This is a genomic window from Streptomyces sp. NBC_00328 (assembly GCF_036139655.1).
GTDB lineage: Bacteria > Actinomycetota > Actinomycetes > Streptomycetales > Streptomycetaceae > Streptomyces.
Genome location: NZ_CP108013.1, coordinates 9,951,329 through 9,971,452 on the forward strand (window position 1 = coordinate 9,951,329; position 20,124 = coordinate 9,971,452).

A 20,124-nucleotide genomic window follows, 5' to 3' on the forward strand; every position below is an offset into this window, starting at 1 on the left:
CAGCCCTCGCGCCGTCGGGGATTTCACTCGCAGTCTCTCGATCACACCCCGGGTCGTAGCGACCAGCGCCGCTGGAGCAGCAGGGCCGGGGAGAAGCGCTTCGCCCGGGTGGGTGCAGGAGTTCACCTGGAGAAACGCCACAGCAAAGGGACCTGGAGCCATCCGATGAGTTCCTGCGTATCGGGGCAGGCGGCCATCGGCTCATGCAAGATCCGGTCCTGCCATCAGGCACTGCCTGCCGTGCGACCGACACGCAGGGGCATCTGAGCGCTGACCGGGCCGCTGCGGGCCGGCGCGCTGCCGGGAGGGCGGCTTTGTCGCAGGTCCGCAAGAAGTTCGTCGATGAGGGCTTCTTCGTAGGCGGGCCGGCCGTGGGCGCGCATGACAGCGGCGAGCGAGGGGTCCCAGAGGGTCTCGCCCAGCCGGTCCGTATCCAGCAGGACCGCGTCGAAGGGTGCTGGGTGCAGGCTCGTGGTGTAGTCGGCGGCTGTCATGCGCCACACCTCGGCGTCGGGGACTGCAGCGATGACGGCCCGTACGAGGGCGAGGCCGGCACAGTCGAAGTCGGCGCGCACGGCGATGCGCCACCCTGTCGCCGCCAGGCGTGCCACGGCGTCCAGTTCCGTACGCGAAGGGGTGCCCACCGTGCACAGCAGCCGTACGGCGTCCGGGATGCCGTCCAGGGCTGCGGCGGCGACCGAGGGGTTCTCGGTGAGGAAGACCCAACGGTCCTCGTTGTGCCGGGGCGCAGGCCACAGGGCGCGGTGCAGCACCCAGGGGACCAGAAGGCTGGGCTGGCCCGGGGGGATGTGCCAGCCTGCGGGGTGGACTCCCAGGGTGAGCAGTCCACCGGTGAGGGTGTCGAGGTCGACACCGAGCCGGTCCCAGGCCTCGCGGGCCGATGCTCCGCCGCCGGTATCTGCCTGTGCCGTGGCGGCTTCGGCGAGGACGAGCCCCGCCAGTTCGGTTCCGGCGTCCAGAGCGTGGGGGTTGCCGGCGGCGGTGTGGGCCAGGCGGCGCCGGTCGGCGCGTGTCGAGGCGGGCAGATGCTGCAGGACGGTGAAGGCGGCGGTCAGCAGATGCTCAGGATCGGGGTGCTGCAGGAGGCGGGCGAGGCTGCCGCGGCGGCGCAGGCTGTCCCAGCCGGTGTCGTCCGGCCGTACCGGCGCGGTGGGGGGCAGGGCGCATGCCAGGCGGCTGCGCAGGTGCTGCAGTGTGGTGAGGCGGGCGGTGCGCCGGGCCTTGTCGGCGGCGCGGTGGGCCAGGGGCCTGCCGAGTGCGTGGGCGGCGACCGCACCCGGCGTCAGGTGCGGTCCCCGACGGTTGAGAGTCTGGGTGAGGCGGTGCAGGTCGATGCGCCGGGCGACGCCGGGTGGCAGCGCCCGCGGCGCCAGCAGACCGATCACGGCGGCGCGCTGCGCGGATGAGTCCGGAGTGGTGATCGTGATCGTGCTGCTGTCCATGGCGGCGTCGCCGCGCTGGTCGGCCCGCCGGGCGATCTGTTCCCACAGCCATCGCACCTCGGGTGAGAGCAGGGCGGTGAGATCGGCACTGCGGCAGGCGCCGTTGTGACAGAGCTGTTCGGGACAGTCGGCCTGGCTGCTGCCGGGGGGACTCATGACGTGCCTGCGGGGAGCGCGGCGGCGTGGCCGGTGGCGTGTTGGAGCAGAGGGCTGTAGACGCGGACGGGGAAGGCGATGACGGTGTCCTCGGGGGCTTTCTCGAGTTCGAAGATGTCGATGCCGTCCCAGGCGCCGGGGGAGCCGTCCCAGTTGTGGCTGGTGCTCATCAGGTCCAGGTCGAGGGTGGCGAGGTAGGCGGCGATGCCGTCCCGGCCGTGGTCGTCGACGTCGCCGGGGACTTCGTCCAGGGCGCATAGGCGCGCCGCGTGCGGGGGGAGATCGCGGTACTCGGCGGCCAGAGCGGCGAGCATGGGAGCAAGGACGATCAGGCGGCTCTCACCCTTGGATACGGTCACGCCGCGGGCGCCCCAGCGTTCTTGTCGCGTCGTCCCGGGCCGGGTGATCATGTACTTGACTGTGACCCAGGTGCGGATGTCGATGGCTTCGGCCAGCCGGTCGGCCCGTCTGGAGTCGGGTCCGGCATCGCCCGCCCGCATCTCTTCGCCGAGCCGCATGACCGCCAGGAGTTCCTCCCCGATACGGCGCTGCTGCTCGGGTGTGCGCTCCGCGTCACCGATCTTGCACGTCAGATGGTGGATGGTGGCGATGGAGGGGGGAAGGTCACGGCGCAGCGCAAGCTCGATCTGCACGCCGACTCCGGAGGAAGCGGCGGTCAGCTTCATCTGCTCGTTGACCTGCTGGGCCCAGTCCTGCAATTCGACCCAGGCGGTACTGATGGCCGTGGGGATCCGGCCGAGGACGAAGTTCTCCAGGGCGTTCTCGTCCGCCGCGCTGTAGGCGTGCTGCGCCTCCGCCCGGTGTGCTGCCGCCATCCGTGCGGCTGCGTGCGCGGACATGCGCCGGCCGGCCAGGGACAGTTGGTGGGTGGGCATCCTCTCCGGTGCCGGGCCGTGTCCGAGGCGCCAGTCCTCGTCCGGTGCGGCAGCCAGGTGATGGCGCAGGGCGTCGGCGCACGCATCGATGCCTGCGGGTGGCTGCGGTACGGCCAGCAGGCGGGCACGCAGTTCCCTGAGCCAGGTCCCGGCGTCGCCGTGGCCCGCCGAGCCGTCCTGCGCCGTCGCGGCGAGGGCTTCGGCGAGACCGTCGAGGGCCAAGCACCGGCGCACCGCCTCCACGGACGCCTCAGCCCGGGGCCGGCTCTCCTGCAGGCGCCGCGCGGCGTCCGTCTGCGCCTGCCGTGCCGCTGCCGCGACGGAGTTCGCCTCCGCCAGTTCCCTGCGGGCCCTGCCCAGGCGTTCGCGCACGCCTGTGTGCGCCTGCCGGGCTGCGGACGCCTCCTGCACGAGGGCGAGTTCGTCCATGCCGCTGCGCTGCCTGCAGGCCTCCAGCGTGGCCCGCGCATCGCTGAGCTGTCCGAAACTGTCGCGAACGGTGCGCCTGCTGCGTTCCGCAAGGTGGCGTGCGTCAGCGGCGGTCCGCGCCGCCCGCTGCACGTCTTCGAGCAGGCCGCTGACGCCACGCATCTCCTCGACCGCCCGGCTGAGGAGGTCGGCGCGCCGGGCGGACGCCTCGGCCTCGTCGCGCACCAGGGACAGGCTGTCGGGCAGCCCGTAGGCGGCGGCCTGTTCGCGCCACTGCGCCAGCGCGCGCCGGGTTTGTGCTTCCTTCGCCTGCGCCAGCCTGTCCTCTTCGCACGCGTGAGCACGGGCGTCCTGCTCGGACACCGCACACTGCGCGCGGACGGTCTCGGCCTGCGACGCGGCCCGGGACAGCTCGTGCGGGAACTGGTCGGCCAGATGTCCCAGCAGCGCCGCGTACTGCGTGAACCGGGCCGCAGCCCCGGCATGCCGTGCTGCGGCCAGCTCGAAGCGGTCGCATGCGCGCTGGGCCGCGGCGGCCTCCCGCTGGGCCGCGGCGCGCCGGGCTTCCCTTCCGATGTGCGAGGCCACCGGTGTGCTGTGGCGCACCGCTTGCGGCGGCCGGGCGAGGAGAGGACCGCAGCGGTAGGTACCGTCGGCGCCGATCAGCAGTTCCGGCCTGCCGGTGGTCTCCGTGTCATCGGCGGTGGGCGCGTACCCGATGCGCTTGAGGACGGCCTCGGCCACCTCGCCCAGCCGGTGGCCGGGCACGGCCGTCAGGAGCGAGGCGAGACTGTCCTCCACGGGGAGTTCCGGTCCCAAGGGCCCCACCAGCCAGCCCTCGTCGCCGGCCACGCCCTGCGGTGACAGCTGTGCGCAGAGCAGGCCGGCGGCGGCCATGGCGGCTTCCACCGCGTTCCGGCCCGGCCCGGCGGGCAGGGCGCCCGGGCGCCAGTCGACGGCCACGGCGAAGCACTTGCCCTCGTCCGCTGTCTGAAGCCACGCCGGGCCGGGCAGCGCCGGCAGCTTCCCGCTGCCCCACAGCCGGGCCTGCTCAGCCGCCTGGGCTGCTGCCTGCCGGGCGGCGGCGGTCTGGTGCCGATAGTGCTCGGCTCGCTGCCGGGCACGACTGGAGGCGGCGGCTGCACCGGTACTCACGCGCCTGCCCAGGGCGGCGGCGTCACGGACCGCCGCGGTGAACTCCCCATCCTGTCCCCACGCCCGGGCCCGGACCGCGACGGCTGCCAGGTCGAAGAGAGGCGCGCGCACCTGCGCCTGCGCCCCCAGGGCCCACCCGTGTACGGCCTCGGACAGAGCGGTCACCTTGGCGTGTGCGTCATCGTGAGCACTGCGGTGCCGCGCGACGGCCCGCTCCGCAGTCGCGGCGGCGGCGTTAGACCGGGCGCGCGCCTCCTTGCCCTCCTGCCGCAACGTCTCGACGCCCTGGTGGGCCACCGCGAGCATCTTGGCGTTCGCGCCGCGCTGGCGCAGGCGGTGTTCCGCCTCGGTGAGCGCCGTCACCGACTCCTCCACCACGCCGGGAAACGTCTCGGCGCTGATCTCGGTGGACGGGCCGAAGCTGCGCGCACCGATCGTGACGGGGGCCTGCTCGACGTGCTCCATCCTGACGGGTGAGGCCACCACGCCGGGCACGCCTGCTTCTGCACAGGCGTGCGCCACACCCTCCACCACCTCGCGCACGCCGTTCACCGCGGCTTCCAGCCGCTCGGCGGCGCCCGCTGCTGCCGAGCAGTGCGCCTCCAGCAGCTCTTCGGCCTGGCGGTGTCCCGTTTCGCGCCCCTCGGCCCTCTCACGGGCACGGGCCATGTCGCTGGAGGCCGCATCCCGCTCCAGGGCCTGCGCGCGGGAAGCCGTCTCCCCCTCCGCCACGTCGAGTTCCTCCACAAGGGCCGCCAGTTCGGCATGTCCCTGCGCCGATGCCGCGGCGTGCGCCTGTGCTTCTTCGGCCTGGACCTCGGCGCGTTGGCGCGCCGCAGTGTGTTCCAGGGCGTCGTCCGTGGCGCTCAGCACGGTGCGGGCACACGAGTGCAGCCAGGCCGACGACAGGTCTTCCAGGAGGGCGGAGGTCTTCTCCGCCCGCAGGTACCGCGACCGGGTGGCCTCGGCGGCGGCCAGGGCCTCCCGGGTCACGCGCAGGACCTCGGGGCTGACCCGCGGCAGCACGTCGTGCAGTTCCTGCTCGGCCTGAACGGGTGTCAGATCGCTCAGCAGGCCGGGGTTGCGGACCTTCTTGATGCGGCGGGCGATCTGCTGAAGCCGGGCAGGAGCGCAGCCGAAGACGCGCTCGGCGAGATCGGCGACGTAGTGGTCCAGGCTCTCGAAGACGGTGCCGCCGTGGCCGGTGACGTACTGGGTGAACGCCTCGAGGCTGAGCGTGCTCAGATCGTCGCGGTCCGAGCCGGGCACGAGGGGCATCATGAATCCCACCCGCGTCACCGACGGACTGGTGCCCTGGGCGTAGTCCAGGCGCAGCCCGTAGTGCACAGTGCCGGTGCCGGCCTCGGGAGCGGCCTGCGGCGGACGGAAACTGAGCCAGAGGTACCCGACCCTGCGCCGTCCCGTACTGCCGCTTCTCATCAGGAACTCCAGGGTGGTGCCCCGGTTCTTTCCCGAGCTGAGGTGCGCCGCCGTGGTGGGGTCCAGCAGGTGAGGGCACAGCTTCTCCAGCAGGGTGGTCTTGCCGGTGCCGTTCGGGCCGGTCACCAGGATCCGGCCCGAGGGAGAATCGAAGACCTCCCGGGGGAGCAGCCCGACGTTCTCCACCCCCGCACCGGCCAGACACCACCGGCCGGCCCACCGGGCAGGAATGCTCAACTCGTTCATCGCGTCTCCGTTCCTGCGCCGTCGAGGGGGCCGGGAAACGGTCCGTCGTGAGCGACGACCGTCCAGCGGGCCGCCGCGGGGGACAGCCACCACCAGTCCTCATAGCCCGTGGCCACACGCAGCAGATCGGCCCCTTCGAGCAGCGTCCGGATCTGACCGGCCAGTTGCTCAGGCCGCTGCCGGTACTCTCCCCGCCACCTCGTGTGCCGTACCGCCAGCTCACCCAGGCGGCGGACCACTGCTGACGCGGCGGCGCCGCACCAGCCCTGGCCGGGAGCCGTCGGTCCGCCCCGCTCGCCTTCGCCGCTCAGATAGTCGATGAGGAGCAAGGTGGCGTGCCGGACGGTGCCCGAACCGCCCTGCTGCCGGTGGGGAAAGCGGAACGAGCCCAGCACCCGGGCGTCGCAGATGTCTTCGGGCACCACCAGGCTCGCGCCTTCCAACCGGTGCTCCAGGTGCAGCCCCAACGTCTCGGCCACGTGGGCCCCTTCGCGGGCGAGCCGGGTGCTGAACCACTGCCGCTCCGCCTCGTCCAGGTCGCAGACGTGGACGACCGCCCGGTCGGCGAGCATGCCGACCACCCGCACCGCCTCGTCGCCGGGCCGGTGCAGTGAACGCAGCCAGCCCCCGGGATCCCGCCCCGGGTCACAGGCCCACTGCCCCTCTTCGTCCAGCGGCACGCTGCGCGGCAACAGGTGCAGCAGACGGGCATGGTGGATCTTCAGCAGCACCGGCGGATCGTGCGCACCGTCCATCAGATCATCGACGCGGCCCTCGAGTTCACTCAGCACTCCGCGCTCGCACAGCATCCTCAAACCGGCGACCAGCGCACGCAGCTCGGGCTGTGACTGCGTCACCGGGATCTCGGCCTCCGCGGCGGCCGAGCGCACCGCGCCCACCACCTGCCCCAGCCGCGCCCGGGGAGGAAGAGCCTCCAGCACGGCGACCGTCAGCCAGAACCACACCCCCTCCGGGGCGTCACCGCCGGACATCAAACCGACCGGCTCCACGGGCACGTGCACACGCACCAGATCCGGCTCGACCGTCAGCATGCAGCCCAGTGCTTCCAGCACCGCACGCACCGCCGCGGCATGCCGGTGCACGGCTTCGATGAGCTCATCGTCCCGCCCGCCGATCAGCCACGTCTGCCCCCGAAGCCGCCGCACCAGCGCCGCGACGGCCTCCTGCTCGTCCTCCACCCACCGTCGGCCGCCCACCCCGCCGAGCACCGCGCTCACCGGGCAGCCTCGACCAGGACGGCCATCTCTGCCGGAGCGGCCCGCCGGCCCGCCGGGACCCGTCTGGCCGCCACCGCAACAGGGGGATGAAACAGCACCCTGCGGCCGGGCACCAGCACCGACCACCGCACTCCCTCGACCCGCCCCACCATTCCCGCAGCGGCCACCAGAGTGCACCCGACTCCCTCAGCCTGACCGATGCGCCCCGCCTCGTCCTCCGGCGCCCGCGCGGCAGCCATGACCGCCCTCAGCGCCAGTCGGCAGGCCGCCTCCGACAACGGGCCTTTCTCGGCCAGCACTTCCGCCACCGCGGCGCCGTGCCGGGCCTCGCGCTGCGCACGCCGCCGCAGCGCCTCACTCTCATCGCGCGGCTTGCGCCCCGTCACGGCCCCGCGGGCCGAGCTCTGCCCGGTCGCACGCAGCATCGCCAGCGCCGCCACCCGAGGACCCTCGTGCCACGACACCACCTCACCCGTGTCGGCCTCCGCGACCGTATGCAACTTCGTCCACGGCCTGTCCGCCAGCGCCTGGCGCAGCACCGCCCGCCCGTAGCGCGGATCCTGGCAGGCAACCGCCAGCGACAGCGCCCGCGCCCGCAGCGTCGCCGGCCCGCCCACGCTCTGATGCCGCAGCAGATTGGCATGCAGCATCGGAATCGCCCGCACCAACTGCAGCCCGAACCGCGCCGCCTTGCCGCTCCCGGGCGAGAACCACCCCAGCAGCTGCTCCCAGTCCGCCGCCCGCAGCCCCCGCGCTGGCGCCAGCACCCCGCGCGCCACCAGCGCCCCGGCCGGAGACTGACCACGCCGCGCTGCCGCCAGCTCGGCGAACCGAGGCCGCAGCCGGACAAGCTCCGCATGGATGCGGACCACCGCCGCATCCAGATGGACCACCACATGCGTGGCGTACTCCAGGATCAGCTGCTTCAGCTCACCCGTCGCCCGCAGGTCCAGATTGAACCGGTCGGCCAGCTGCGCCAGCATGTCCGCCTGGCCCACCAGTGCCCCGTCGAGGTGGTCGTGCTCGACGAACACCTGCCCCGCCAGCTCCGACAGAGCGGCGTCGGACGACTGATCGCCGTGCATGGCGGCCAGCGCCTGCTGGATCCTGGACAGCCCGTCCATGGGGATCTCCCGCGGCACGAGACCGTCGCTGGCCAGCTGTGTCCACAGGCGCTGCATCTGCCGTCCTCGCGGCGTCGCGCTGTAGCGCCAGCGGGCCCCGTTCAGCTCGTGCCACCGCTCGACCTCCGAGTCCGGCCGGCCCGAGGCGGCGAGGAACGTGTCGCTGAGCGCACGCAGCCGCCCGGTCACCGTGGCAAGAGGCATCTCCGTCCCCTCAGCGGCGAGCGCCGCACGGACCTCCGCCGGGGTCAGATGGTCGACCGACTGCTCGAGCACCTCCATGATCGCCAGGTACTGCCCGCGCAGCGGACTGAGCACATAGCCCACCACCCGTGCCGGATCTCCCGCGGCCATGCCCACATCAGCCCAGCCCTCCACCACCCAGTCCGCCTCGCTGTCGCCTGCGAGGACCTCCGGAACCGCGATACCCACAACCACCTCCCGACCGATGAGCAATATGTCCGATGAGAGACTAAATGTGACCACTGACAATCGGACTGCGGCTCAGTGTCGGCACCCCCTGAGCCGTGGTCAGGCCGGGGCGCGCCCGGGACCGCAAGGCTCATCCGCAGCTCGCAACGTCACGATGCCGCCGACCGGTCGCGCCAGGGCGGCGCGCTCTGGCCCGCCCGAGAGTGGCGGGGGGAGGCGCGAGGGGGTCGCGGGGCAACGGCCTGCGGCGCATCCCAACGCCCGCTGTGCAATGTTGACTTGAAAACGCTGTGCCGACGTGTTTGTAAGTGGTGTACCAATGGGCATCGGAAGTGTTGTAGCCAACTACAGCACTAAGTCGAGGAGGAGAAGTCCTTGGTCTACGACATTCGCCCGCTCGCCAACGGGCTGCGGACAGACCACCCGGTGCCCGGTCTGCCGTTCGTCGACGACTCACACCTGCCGCTCGACGACGGCCCCGACGCCATCGAGGCAGTCGGCCGGAACAAGAGCGAAGGCATGTGGGGCCGGTGCGACACCTCCCGCGAGGGAGGCTGGCTGGCCTTCACCACCGACCCGATCGCCCACCACCTGGGCTGGGCCATCCGCTACCACCCCGAGCACGGGCGCACCGTGCTCCTGCTGCGCGACGAGGACACCGCCAGCCTTCACACCTACTGGTCGGGGGCGCCGCTGCTGTACCGGGCCGGCGGCTACTGGTGGGACGGCGACACCTGGTACCGGCCCGGACAGATCTGGGACCCGGTCACCGAGGACTACGCACGCAACACGGCACGCGCCACGGCCACCGTCCACGCCAACGACATGCTCGACGGCCGCGCCCACCCGGACCGCGCACCCGTGCACAAGGTCGCCACGTTCGACCCCGCCACCGCGGCGCCAGGGGACTGGCTCGACCACCTGACCCGGTGGGCGCAGCACCACCAGAAGCAGGACGATCCCCTGCCGCTGGAGAAGTGCGTCGTCGACCTGGCCAGTCCCGAACTCACCGGGGACCGGCTGCTCGGCGTGCCCGAGATGGCCGCGCTGGGCGGCATCACGGCCTCCACCCTGCGGGGTTACATCTCCCGAGGCGAGAACGACGTGCCGCTTCCCCAGGCGACCGTCGGCGGACGGGCCCAGTGGTCACGACCGGTCGCCGAGGACTGGGCGGAAGCCCGGCAACGCTCCTCCGAGGGACTGAAGGACGCCATGTCGGCCGGCGACCGGCACCGTCTCGCCCCGGGAGCGGCTCAGATCCGCGACCGCTTCAGCGAGACCTTCTTCAGCTTCCTGTGGAAGCGGCCCGACATCCGCAAGCGATGGGGCCTGCGCCATCGCAACGAACCCAGCGTGCGGGAGGTGGCCGACCAACTGGCCTTCGAGGTCGCCGACAGCCTCAGGCGGATCATCCCGACCGACGCCCTGGGGCCGACCATCCGCCACGCCGTCCTGGAGGACTTCGCCACCTCGCTGCGCGTCAGCGAACGCCGGGGCGGCCAGCTCAAGGGCTTCGATCTCATCCTGTCGGTTCCCCTGGCGAAGATGCTCAGCTGGTTCATCCAGCACTTCCCGACCTCGGCCCAGTGGTACGTCGGCGAGATCATGGGCGAGGCGGACAAGCAGCTCGGCATCCCGGCCCAGGTGACGGGCGAAGCGCTGCGGCGGTCCGCGACCACGAACGGGGAACTCGACGGGCAGACCGCGAAGGAGTTTTTCTCCCGTTCCGTCCCGCGCGAGCCGGAGGGCTGAGGTCCTTCACCGATCGTGAGGGTGCCAAGCCAATCCCAGTGGCTTGGCACCCTCACGACTCTACTGGCGAACGGACCGGCCCGAGAGCAGCGCCGGGGCGCAACCCGGCCATCACGCTGCCGTCCTCAGGAAGACCTTCTGAACAGCCCGCAGTCGCCCCCCGGAGGAAGGGGGGGGTGGGGCGCCACGCATGGCACCCAGGTGTCCGCAACGGCACCGCAGGGGCGGCCGGACCTTGAGACCGGCCGCCGATCCCGCTCGACTCACGAAACACCTCACCGGCCGCTTCAGCCGGCCGTGCTTGTGCGTAGTGCCTGGCGTATGCGGGGGTTGGCGGTGCGGTCGTCGGCGAGGTGGCTGAAGTGCTGGGCGGATTCCGGGTGCTCGCGCAGGACGGCGGCGATGAGGGATGCGGCTTCGCTCTTCAGAGTCCGCAGCCAGGAAATGATTTTGTCCTGGGCGCTCCACTGGTCCCAGGCGCCGTCCCAGGTGCACATGGTGTGGGCGGCCTCTTCCAGCAGATCCCAGTCGCAGCGGTCGGCGGCGTAGGCGCAGATGCCCCGGAGCCAGATCACGACGGCTGCGGCGTCGCCGAACTGCACCATGTGCGTGTCGTCTCCGTGTACGTGCTCGGCCAGGGCACGCAGGAGGCTGTGAGCTTGCGCGGGGTCCCGTTCGAGGGCCGGTCCAGCCTGCTGGATGTCGAGGCGGGCGAGCACACCGACGTGGATTTCGTAGTCTTCGGGGTGACCACCGACCAAGGACAGCAGCGTGTCCGCGGCGGCCGAGTCGCCGTTGCCGGCGGCTTCGAGCAGTGTCTCGGCGGCCGGGAGGGGGTCTTCGGGGATGTCCGCGTGTTCGCGGTCGATCAGGGCGAGCAGCTCGTTGACGGTCTGGGGGCGACGCTGCGGATCCAGATGTGTGGTGGCGCGGACGATGGGGCGCCACGGGCCGGGAGGTGGCGTCAGCGGCAGGTTGGTCTCCGGCAGCTTGCCGGTGAGGGCCCAGGCGATGACTCTGCCGATGCTGTAGATGTCGCTGGACGCCGTGGCTTCATGAGGCGTACTGGACAGTTCGGGGGCGGCGAAGCCCTCGGTGCCGATGTAGAGGCCGGTGCGGCCCACCTTGGTGGTCTGGCCGCGCGGCCGGCGGACGATGCCCCAGTCGGCGAGGGTCCATCGGCCGTTGAAGTAGAGGATGTTCGACGGTTTGATGTCGCGGTGCAGCCAGTCGTGTTCGTGCGCTGCGGCCAGCACCGATGCCAGCGCGTCGACCAGGGCGCGCAGCTCGGCCGGCTCCCGCAGCAGCTCTTGGCGTTGGTCGGCGGTCGCGTCCGCCCACGGCATCACGAACCAGGTGTGGTCGGCGCCGAAGTCGAGAATCGGCATGGCGTGGGGATGACCGTCCAGCAGCTGGCCGATCTCGATCTCCCGCCGCATGCGAGCCACTTGCCGTTCGGGAGGGTGCTTGCTGTGCAGCTTCTTCAACGCGACCCTCGTGCCAAGGGTCTTGTGGGTCGCCTCGAACACGTCCGCCTGGCCTCCGTCCGGGACCGGTTCGCGCGGGCAGGCATAGTCCTTGCGCTCGCCGCGAGCGGCGCGGCGGACCGCGGCGTAGGCGCCCTGTCCGGGCGGTGAGGACGTCACGGCGGCCGGGGGAGCGGGGTGTGCGGCGCGGTGGCGTGCCGGGATCCGGCGGGCCCCGTATACCGGGTAGCCGCTGACGGTGCGCGCCTCGACGAGCTCGTAGCCGTCGGGAGCCAGTGTGTCGTTGACCAGCGACAGCAGCCGCTCGACCTCGCTGGAGTCCGTCCGCACGGCCGGGTGGATCATCTCTGTCAGGAAGCGGAGCAGAACCTCGTCGCTGCCGTCGGCGAGCCCGAAGCGGTCGTCGCTGAAGACCCAGTCGTCCTCCCAGTCCTCGGGGTTGTTGTAGCGGTGCTGGACGATGTCGCCCTCTGCTGTTGCGAACCGCGGATCATGGCTTGGCAGACGGTCCAGGTCATACAGCCTGCGCAGGAAGGTGACCTCGTCCAGGCTGCCCGGCCAGCTCGCCCCGCTGCTGCGCAGCGCGTCGAACAGGCGCCGCCTGGTGACGTCGGTGATGGCCGCCGACGGCCCTGCGGGTATGCCGCTGTCCTGGAAGCGGCCGAGGACGGTGTCGGCGGAAACGGTCCGGAGCAGGGACGTGCCTGTCACGCTTTCGGCGCGGGCACGGGAGAAGAGTTCCAGATCAAAGGAGACGTCGTTGAGCGCCTGCAGCACGGTGCGCTGCAGCTCAGGACCCAGCTCGCGCAGCCGGTCGTAGTAGGTGTCCTTCAGGCCGAGCGAGAAGAAGGCTCCGTCCAAGCCTATAAAGCCCTCCGGCAGCGGTGTCCTGGCCGGCGCTGCCATGCCGAACCGGCCGATTTTGACCGCGCCGATTTCCCTGATCTCGCCGCCTGGATCGACACAGAGCAGCTGGAACGTCGTCTTGAAGCTGTAGTCATCCCAGTTGTCGCGGACCAGGAAGGCCTGCCCCGGCATGGGGGAGACGGGCCACCCGCGGACAGGCAGGACAGTGAACTGCACGGTTCCTCCGGAGAACACCTCGGCCGATGGCCGGGCACATCAGAACAGACAACGCAACCGCCCTGCCCGCGAGCGGCGCTCCTCCCACTGAAGAGTGCCGGGTCTTGCGTGCTCCAAGGGCCAGGTCCGCGGCGGCGCGGGCGGGCTGGAGAGAGCGTCCAAACGCCCGCTGCTATTGGCCGGGGTGGACGGCCTGGACGCCGGTGCCCGCGTACGCCTTGGGCGTCAGAGTGAGCAGAAACCGCCCGGCGGGATGGGCGGCTGAGGGCCGGGCGGCGTGGATGGCGTGGACGGCGGCCCAGGAGTGCCCGAAGCGCAGCAGTTCGGTCGCGGTGACCGCGGCGTCAGTGTCGAACGCCTCGATCCGGATGAACCGCAGCCCCTTGATGTAGCCGAGCAGCCCGGGCCGTTCCGTGTCACCGGCCGTCAGCGACAGCACCGGCGCGTACAGGCTGCCAAGTCCGCCAGAGGCCTGGACGTAGAACGCGGCGACCGCTTCGTTGAACGGGTCCTTCGGGTCGTACAGGGCCCCGGCGGCGGTGTGGTCCAAAACGACCGCGATCGCCGCCACTACGCGGCCGCCCGCGGCCCGTGCGAGGCGGCGCCCAGACGCTCCAGCAGGGCCCGGGCCTTCGCCTCGGCCTCCGGGCTCGGCGCACTGCCCAGAGCGGAGGCGAGCTCGGCGCGGGCCAGCTCGGCACGCTCGGCGTACTCGGCCTGCGTCGGCGTGCTCTGCGCCAGCTCCTCGACCAGGCTCCGGATGGTCGTACCGTGCTCGGCCGCCAGCCGCGCCAGCCGGTCCCGCGCGGCCGCGCTCACCTTGATGCTCGTCTCGTCTGCTGCCATATTCCGACTCTACCGCGCCCCTCTACTGGCAGTAGAGGGGCGGTGGATGTCTTCTCTCCCCTTTTCGAGACCGGGCCGCCGCCTCTCGCAAGCGGAGGACGAGTGATGGTGTTCCCCGTCCGGCGGGACTTTCCGCGATGTGGAGCCTGTCAGGAGAGCACCTGGGCGAGCACGCCGGTGACGGCGGCGGCCAGTGTGAGGACGGCGGCGAAGGTGGCCGCGGCGCGCATCAGGGCGGCGGGATAGGTGGCGCCGTCCAGGCGGGTGAGCACGCCGGCTGCCGTGGCCGCGAGGAGTGCGAGTACGACAACCAGACCGGTGCTGAGCAGGACTGTGGCGAGGTGGTTCACGGCGATCTCCCCGAGGAGGGCGGATGCTGACCCGCCCCAATTTCACGGAACAGGTGTCCGCCCCGGTCCAGCTGGACAAAGATGGACTTCTTTGGACGTGCGGGACTCAGGGGGGTATGTGGAGGGGGACGCCGATGGGCGTAAGGCAGCGGCACTGGCCGAGCTGCGTGCCCGCCTGGAGAACGCCGTGGCTCTCTCGGGTCTGAACAAGGACCAGCTCGTCGGCCGCATAAAAACCAGGGTCGGGCCAATAAGCCGCACTACCGTCTTCAAGGCATTTCAGCCCGGCGCTCCCGTGCCGACGAAGAGGACGGTCGCCGTGATCGCGGCCGGGCTGAAATTGCCGGAGGAGCAGACACAGGAACTGCTGGACTTGCAACGCACTGCGGCCAGCAAGCCTGTTCCAGCACCGGAAACGACCTCAGGGCCAGGCCGAAAGTTAGGCAGGCCGGTCGACGGTACTGGGGCGGTAGCTGGCGTCGGGGACAACCACGGCCCGACAATCCCCCATGTCACGCAGCTCCCGCCGACGGCGATCCGCTGGGCTGCCGAAACCGAGGCCCGCGGCGAATCCAGCCTGCGCCCTCCGAAGGCGACCTTCACCGGCCGGGCGGACGAGCTGGCCGCGATCCGGACCGAGCTGCTCCGACGTGCCGACGGCGTCGGCATCCCGGTTGTGGTGGTGCATGGCCTGGGCGGCGTCGGCAAGACCGAGCTGGCCCGGCAGTATGCCCAGACCCACCGGCATTCCTACGACCTGGTCTGGTGGATCGATGCAGCCGCCCCCGGGGCCGTCGACGCCGCGCTCGCCGAGATCGCGGTACGGCTGAGTCCGTTCTGGGGCGGCACCGTGCCGTCCGAGCGCGCGCTCACCGCCTGGGCCCTGTCCTGGCTCCAGCAGCACGACAACTGGCTGCTGGTCTACGACAACGTCGAGGACCCGAACCTGCTCTGGCCGCACCTGGGCAGCCTCGGGCGCGGGCACCATCTGATCACCAGCCGCCACACCACGGGATGGAAACGCCGGGGGACGCTGATCGGCCTGGACGTCCTGCCGCGCAAAGACTCCGTCGCGCTGCTCAACGCCTGGGAACCCTTCAGCTCCCTCGAGGAGGAGTGGCATGCAGGCCAGCTGGCGAAGGAACTGGGCGACCTGCCACTGGCCCTGGAACAGGCTGCCGCCTACATGGCCCAGACGGTGACCAGCATTCAAAGCTACCGAGACAGCCTCGCCGAGCAGTTGGACGAAGCTGCCCAGGACCACTCCGGCGAGGAGCAGACGGTGGCCCGGGTCTGGAAGCTCACCCTCACCGCGTTGGAAGAGACCGTCCCGCTGGCCGTCGAACTGCTCCACGTCCTGGCCTGGCTCGACCCCGACAACTGCCCCCGGTTCCTGCTGGCCCCGCTCGCCCCCGGCAAGGTCCCGGTTCCCAGTGCCCTGGGGTGGCTGAGCGCCTTCAGCATGGTCTCCCTCACCGACAAGACGGTCTCCGTCCACCGCCTGGTGCAGACCGTGCTGCGCGACAAGGCGATCCGGCACGCCAGCCGCGAGACGGCCGAGGGCAGCGTCCCTCCGCCGCCACGCGGCCGACCTCAGGCCGGGCGCGTCCTGCTCGAAGCCGTGTATCCGGACGGGGCCGAAGCCGCCCCGGACGAAGCCCCGGACGAGGCCGTGCTCGCCCTGCTCGCACCGCATGTGATCGCTCTCTCCGGCACCGACCCCGGGGACTACCGCCCGGACCTGGCCCGGCTCTTCGGCGAGACCTCGGTGTACCTGCACCGGCAGGGCCAGATAGTCCGATCCCTGCCGGTTCGCCGGGCGTACGCGCGGCAGGTGGTGGCGGGTTTCGGCCCCGACGACCGAACCGCCCTGATCGGCTGCGACGCGCTCGCCTCCGCCCTGGTGGCGGCCGGCGAGTTCGACGACGTGATCGACGACTTGAAAGAACTCCGCAAGCGGAGCACCCGGGCGCTCGGCCCGGGCGACCTCACCACCCTGAACATCCGGGCCACCCTTGCCTCCGCCTACCAAGACAGCGGCCGATTAGAGGCCGCCGTCAAAGAACGCATCGATGCCTCCGCCGTCGCCGCCGAGCACCTGGGCCCGGAGCACGCCCGGACCCTGACCCTGCGCAACGACCTGGCCCGGGCATACGAGTACAGCGGCCGGTACGAGCAGGCGATCGAGATCTACGAGGACCTGCTCCGCCACGAGGAACTCCTGGTCCGCTGGGAAGGCAACTCGGCACCCCTGGCAGCAAACGCGGCCCAGGTGCGGAACAACCTCGCCGGGGCATACGCGAGCGTCGGCCGGCACGAAGAGGCGCTCGCGCACTACCATGCGGCACTATCCGAGCTGACCCACCTCCTCGGGCCCGGGCACCCGACCACCGTGGACTGCCTCAGCAACCTGGGCTACACCCTGGAGGCGGCCGGTCGGATCGATGAGGCGTCCCCCTATTACCAGGAAGCGTGGAAGCAGCGACTGACGAGCCTGGGCGAGGACCACCCCGACACCCTGCTGAGCCAGAGCAACCTCGCCTACCTGCACCTGAAAAAGGGTGAGGTCGATACCGGGCTGCAGCTGTGCCGCCAGACGCTGGTCCAACGCGAGCAGATTCTGGGCCCGACCCACGTCGACACCCTGGTGAGCCGGAACCTGCTGGCCTCGGCCCTCGCTTTTGCCGGGAAGCCGGAGGAGGCAGTCGACCTGTACGAGACCACTCTCGGACAGCGCCGGGAGGTCCTCGGGAGCGGGCACCCCCAGACCCTCCTGACCCTGGCCGCCCTGGCGCTCTGCCGCCTCCAACTGGGCAACGCCGCGGCGGCCGTCCCGCTGCTCGAGGAGGCGCGGACCCTCCAGGAGCAGCTCTCCGGGCCGGACAGCCCCGATACCCTGCGCCACCTCCACAACCTCGCCGCCGCCTGCAGGGAGGCCGGAGCCCTCGACCGGGCCCGGGAGCTGTTCACCACCGCACTGGACCGGCGCACCCAGGTGCTGGGCGCGAAGCACTTCGAGACCCTCATCACGCTCAGCGGCCTGGCCCGGCTGCACCAGGCCGACGGAGACTTGGAACACGCCATCCCCCTGTACGAGGACGCGATCGCCGGTCTCACCGAGGCACTCGGCCCCGACCACCCCACCACCCGAACCGTCTCCGGCTACCTCGCTGAAGCCCGCACCCCCTGACCGCCTCGAACCGGGCCAGCTCACCGCCGACCGGCTAATCGCGGAAGATCCCCTCCTGTGACAAATCCGCTAAGGATCACTGCGTGATTGATGCGTTGAGCTGTTGGTCTAGTGATCGTTGCGGGATTTCTGGTTGTTGTGATGTGTCGACCTGAGCTGGGGTTTCGGCAGAGGTTGAGGAGCCGGAGAGGCTCCTGAAGTGCGAGTTCAGTGATTGCTTCGGAATGTGGTGATCGTCGCAGGATTTCCTATTGCCGGGCACCAGTAGGGTGCGTGGGATGAACGTATGCGTTGAAGCCTCGTTCGATGCGGCTGTGCCGGGCAGTCCTGGGGCATCGCTGGTCCGGTGGTTTCGTGCCGCCCGCACCGGGTTGTACAGCGGCCTGGTGGAGGCGGAGGCCGGGAGCGGGGGAGGGGTCGTCTCCGAAGCGCATATCGTCCCGGACATCGACGACTCGGTGCGCCGCTTCCCCCGCATCGCGAAGACGTGGCCGCAGTTCGAGGAGGAGCTCGCCGCGTTCCCTTGGGGAGCCCAACTCGTGTTTCTCACGGAGGGCGGGGAACTGGACGACCTGGGACGGGCGAGCTCCTACCACGTCCTGAGTGACGGTTCCATCTGGCGGGCATCGGCTTTGACCAGTGTCAATTCCCCAGATGACGCCGCATCCTGCACTGCGGTGGTGGACTTCCTGTACGCCGCGCTGGATGGGAGCAGCCCCCTCTACGGCCACATCGAGTGGGACGACTTCGACGAACTCAGCAACCTCGATATCGTGCTGCGCCGCAGGCGGCGCACGTCCCTGCGCGAAGGTCGGCAGTTCCTGCGCGGCTACGCCTGGGTGACGGTCTGCCCGGCGGAACTTGCGGCGCGGCTGGGCGGCGCCGCGGTGCTGGAGGACTCGGGCGTATTCCACCGGGTGCTCCCGCTGCGGGCGGGGGGTGTGCTGCTACAGGCTTCGGCCACGATGGACGGGTACACGGACCAGGTGATGGAGCGGGTGTTCGAGACGCTGGCTCCCGTGCTGCCGCCGGGCGAGCCGAGCCCGGACCCCGCCCACCCTTACACGCGGTTCGTCCCGCGAGACGCCGCCACGGTGCGCTGAGCCGGGCGGGGGCGGCGGAGCAGTTCCATCCCCAGGACGAGCAGGAGCTGCTTCCCGGTCTGGTCGAACTGCTCCTGGAGGGTGGGCTCGCGAAAGAGGCCGGCCAGCTCTCCGGCACCGGCGGCGAGGTCACCGCGCTGGGCGAGGTAGTCGGCCATGGAGACACGGTGGATGGCGCGGGCCCGCTCCAGCAGCGCACCGTCCACCGCCTGGTCCAGGGTGCGGCCCAGCGCGGCGCTGAGGGCCTCGACGTGGCTCACGACCGCCTCGACGGTCATCGGTGTCTGCACGGGGCCGAGCGCGCGGACGAGGCCGCTGGCGGCGAACACCGACTCCGGCTCCATCACATCCCGCACGGCGTCCAGCAGCTCGGCTCGCCCGCGCACCGTCAGGGCCTTGCCGTTGCCCAGTGCGGTGATGGTCCGCACGAACCGGGCCCGCGCGGTCCCGCCGGCCAATGGATGCCCGACCTGCTCCAGCAGACCCACAGCACCCTCGCGCGCCACCTCCTGGCTGCGCCTACCGCGCCCCACCCAGGTCACCCATGCCCGCTGCGCCTGCCGGGTGGAGACGTAGCCGTCCCACCACAGCCACATCGCCAGCGGCACCTGCGCCAGCGCACTCAGGTGCGCTACCTGCTGCCGCTTGTCGAGCAGGAGCAGCAGCAGCCGGCGCTGGTTGACGCTGTGCTCGGCCTTGTCCGAACCGCGGTGCCGGGTACGCAGCTGCGGCTGGTCCAGCAACCCCTTGGCGATCCAGTCGTGGACCCGCCGCACGGTCATGTCCGGATGACCGGCCGCATGCGCGTCCGCGACGAGGTCCTCGATGCTGCCGGGCCCGGTGATGCTCTCCCACGTGTACACGGGGTGGAAATTACATCGTTCTCCCGCCAACCAGACCCCTGTTGAGGATGCAGCGCCCACCACCCGGCTGCCACGATCAGTTCAGCAGCACAACAACCCTGCCGACCCCCGGCGGACCGCCTCGCTGCACTACCCACACCCCGCAAGGGCGCGCGGCCGCGCCCTGCCCGAACGAAGGACACCCGTCATGCCGAAGAAGAACCGCACCCCCTCCACCACCGCGCACCAGGACCACGCAGCCACCGCCTCCTGGCGGCGCCTCGTCTCCGCAGCACTCCTCACCGGAGCCGCCCGCCACATCGGCGGCCTTCTGGCCGGCCTCGCAGTCACCTGGTGGCAGCACGACTGACACTCCACCACACCTCGCCTGACACACGCCTGCTGAGGTGATGTCAGGACAGCCCGGCTACACACCCATTGAGTCCTCCGCGCTCCCACCTCAGCGAGACACACCGCCGAGCACCGCCCGCAACTCCAACTCAGGGGCACCCACCCCGAACCCGGATTCACCAAAAGTTCTACAGCAAAGGAAACAGCTCACCGACCACCCGCCCCGTGCCTCCGTAGCCAGCCGCCCGCGGAACGCGGGCCGGGTCCGGGAGCGCAGCGGACGGACCCCCAGGCTCCTCAAGGAGCGCAGCGACGAGGAGCCGCCGGCTCGGAGCGTAAGCGGAGAGCCGGAAGGGCACCAGCCCAACCTCCGGATTCACCGAAACTTCTGACGGAAGGAAACACTGGCTCGAAGCGCAGCGCGAGGCCCAACTCCTCGCACCGCGAGGAGTTCGCTCCGCCACCCGCGCGCAGCGCGGGCTTCCGCTCCAACTCCGCGCGCAGCGCAGGAGTTCCCTTGGAACCTGCGAAGCAGGTTCTT

General features: G+C 71.1%; 13 protein-coding genes. 4 read left to right on the forward strand and 9 right to left on the reverse strand.

Going from position 1 to position 20,124, the window contains the following annotated elements; all coding sequences use genetic code 11:
• Positions 1-224: 224 nt before the first annotated feature.
• From OG485_RS43775 to OG485_RS43790, 4 genes are read right to left on the reverse strand one after another with little or no spacing between them, the layout of a single operon-like run.
• Positions 225-1,619, reverse strand: coding sequence for a DUF2399 domain-containing protein (locus tag OG485_RS43775; protein ID WP_328663200.1), 1,395 nt, complete (start codon positions 1,617-1,619; stop codon positions 225-227).
• The gene (locus tag OG485_RS43780; protein ID WP_328663198.1) at positions 1,616-5,785 is read right to left on the reverse strand and encodes an ATP-binding protein; all 4,170 of its coding nucleotides are present in this window, start codon (positions 5,783-5,785) and stop codon (positions 1,616-1,618) included. The genes OG485_RS43775 and OG485_RS43780 overlap by 4 nt, the downstream gene beginning before the upstream one ends.
• On the reverse strand, positions 5,782-7,023 hold the full coding sequence (locus tag OG485_RS43785; RefSeq protein ID WP_328663196.1) for a DUF2398 family protein: 1,242 nt from the start codon (positions 7,021-7,023) through the stop codon (positions 5,782-5,784). The genes OG485_RS43780 and OG485_RS43785 overlap by 4 nt, the downstream gene beginning before the upstream one ends.
• Positions 7,020-8,579 carry a DUF2397 family protein gene (locus tag OG485_RS43790; protein ID WP_328663194.1) on the reverse strand — a complete coding sequence of 520 codons (1,560 nt, stop codon included), beginning with the start codon at positions 8,577-8,579 and terminating at the stop codon, positions 7,020-7,022. The genes OG485_RS43785 and OG485_RS43790 overlap by 4 nt, the downstream gene beginning before the upstream one ends.
• Before the next feature lie 375 nt (positions 8,580-8,954).
• Between OG485_RS43790 and OG485_RS43795 the strand changes: the two genes are divergently transcribed.
• Entirely contained in the window at positions 8,955-10,331 is a 1,377-nt protein-coding gene (locus tag OG485_RS43795) for a helix-turn-helix transcriptional regulator (RefSeq protein ID WP_328663192.1), read from the forward strand.
• A 287-nt stretch (positions 10,332-10,618) separates the two neighbouring features.
• Here OG485_RS43795 and OG485_RS43800 read toward each other — a convergent pair whose 3' ends face one another.
• The 4 genes from OG485_RS43800 to OG485_RS43815 form a co-directional block, all read right to left on the reverse strand.
• Positions 10,619-12,901, reverse strand: coding sequence for a protein kinase domain-containing protein (locus OG485_RS43800; RefSeq protein ID WP_328663190.1), 2,283 nt, complete (start codon positions 12,899-12,901; stop codon positions 10,619-10,621).
• Positions 12,902-13,073: 172 nt separating this feature from the next.
• The gene (locus OG485_RS43805) at positions 13,074-13,472 is read right to left on the reverse strand and encodes a hypothetical protein (RefSeq protein ID WP_328663188.1); all 399 of its coding nucleotides are present in this window, start codon (positions 13,470-13,472) and stop codon (positions 13,074-13,076) included.
• Complete coding sequence (locus tag OG485_RS43810) at positions 13,472-13,747, reverse strand: hypothetical protein (protein ID WP_328663187.1); 276 nt, start codon at positions 13,745-13,747, stop codon at positions 13,472-13,474. The genes OG485_RS43805 and OG485_RS43810 overlap by 1 nt, the downstream gene beginning before the upstream one ends.
• Positions 13,748-13,896: 149 nt before the next feature.
• Positions 13,897-14,097, reverse strand: a complete 201-nt coding sequence (locus tag OG485_RS43815) for a hypothetical protein (protein WP_328663184.1) — start codon at positions 14,095-14,097, stop codon at positions 13,897-13,899.
• 97 nt (positions 14,098-14,194) lie between these two features.
• Between OG485_RS43815 and OG485_RS43820 the strand changes: the two genes are divergently transcribed.
• Complete coding sequence (locus OG485_RS43820) at positions 14,195-17,287, forward strand: tetratricopeptide repeat protein (RefSeq protein WP_328663182.1); 3,093 nt, start codon at positions 14,195-14,197, stop codon at positions 17,285-17,287.
• Between the two features lie 314 nt (positions 17,288-17,601).
• Entirely contained in the window at positions 17,602-18,390 is a 789-nt protein-coding gene (locus OG485_RS43825; protein WP_328674190.1) for a hypothetical protein, read from the forward strand.
• Here the strand turns inward: OG485_RS43825 and OG485_RS43830 are convergent.
• Positions 18,348-19,253 (reverse strand): hypothetical protein, encoded by a 906-nt coding sequence (locus tag OG485_RS43830; protein WP_328443333.1) that lies wholly within the window; start codon positions 19,251-19,253, stop codon positions 18,348-18,350. The genes OG485_RS43825 and OG485_RS43830 overlap by 43 nt on opposite strands.
• Positions 19,254-19,440: 187 nt before the next feature.
• Here OG485_RS43830 and OG485_RS43835 point away from each other — a divergent pair, with 187 nt between their 5' ends.
• The gene (locus OG485_RS43835) at positions 19,441-19,602 is read left to right on the forward strand and encodes a hypothetical protein (protein ID WP_328443331.1); all 162 of its coding nucleotides are present in this window, start codon (positions 19,441-19,443) and stop codon (positions 19,600-19,602) included.
• Positions 19,603-20,124: the final 522 nt, after the last annotated feature.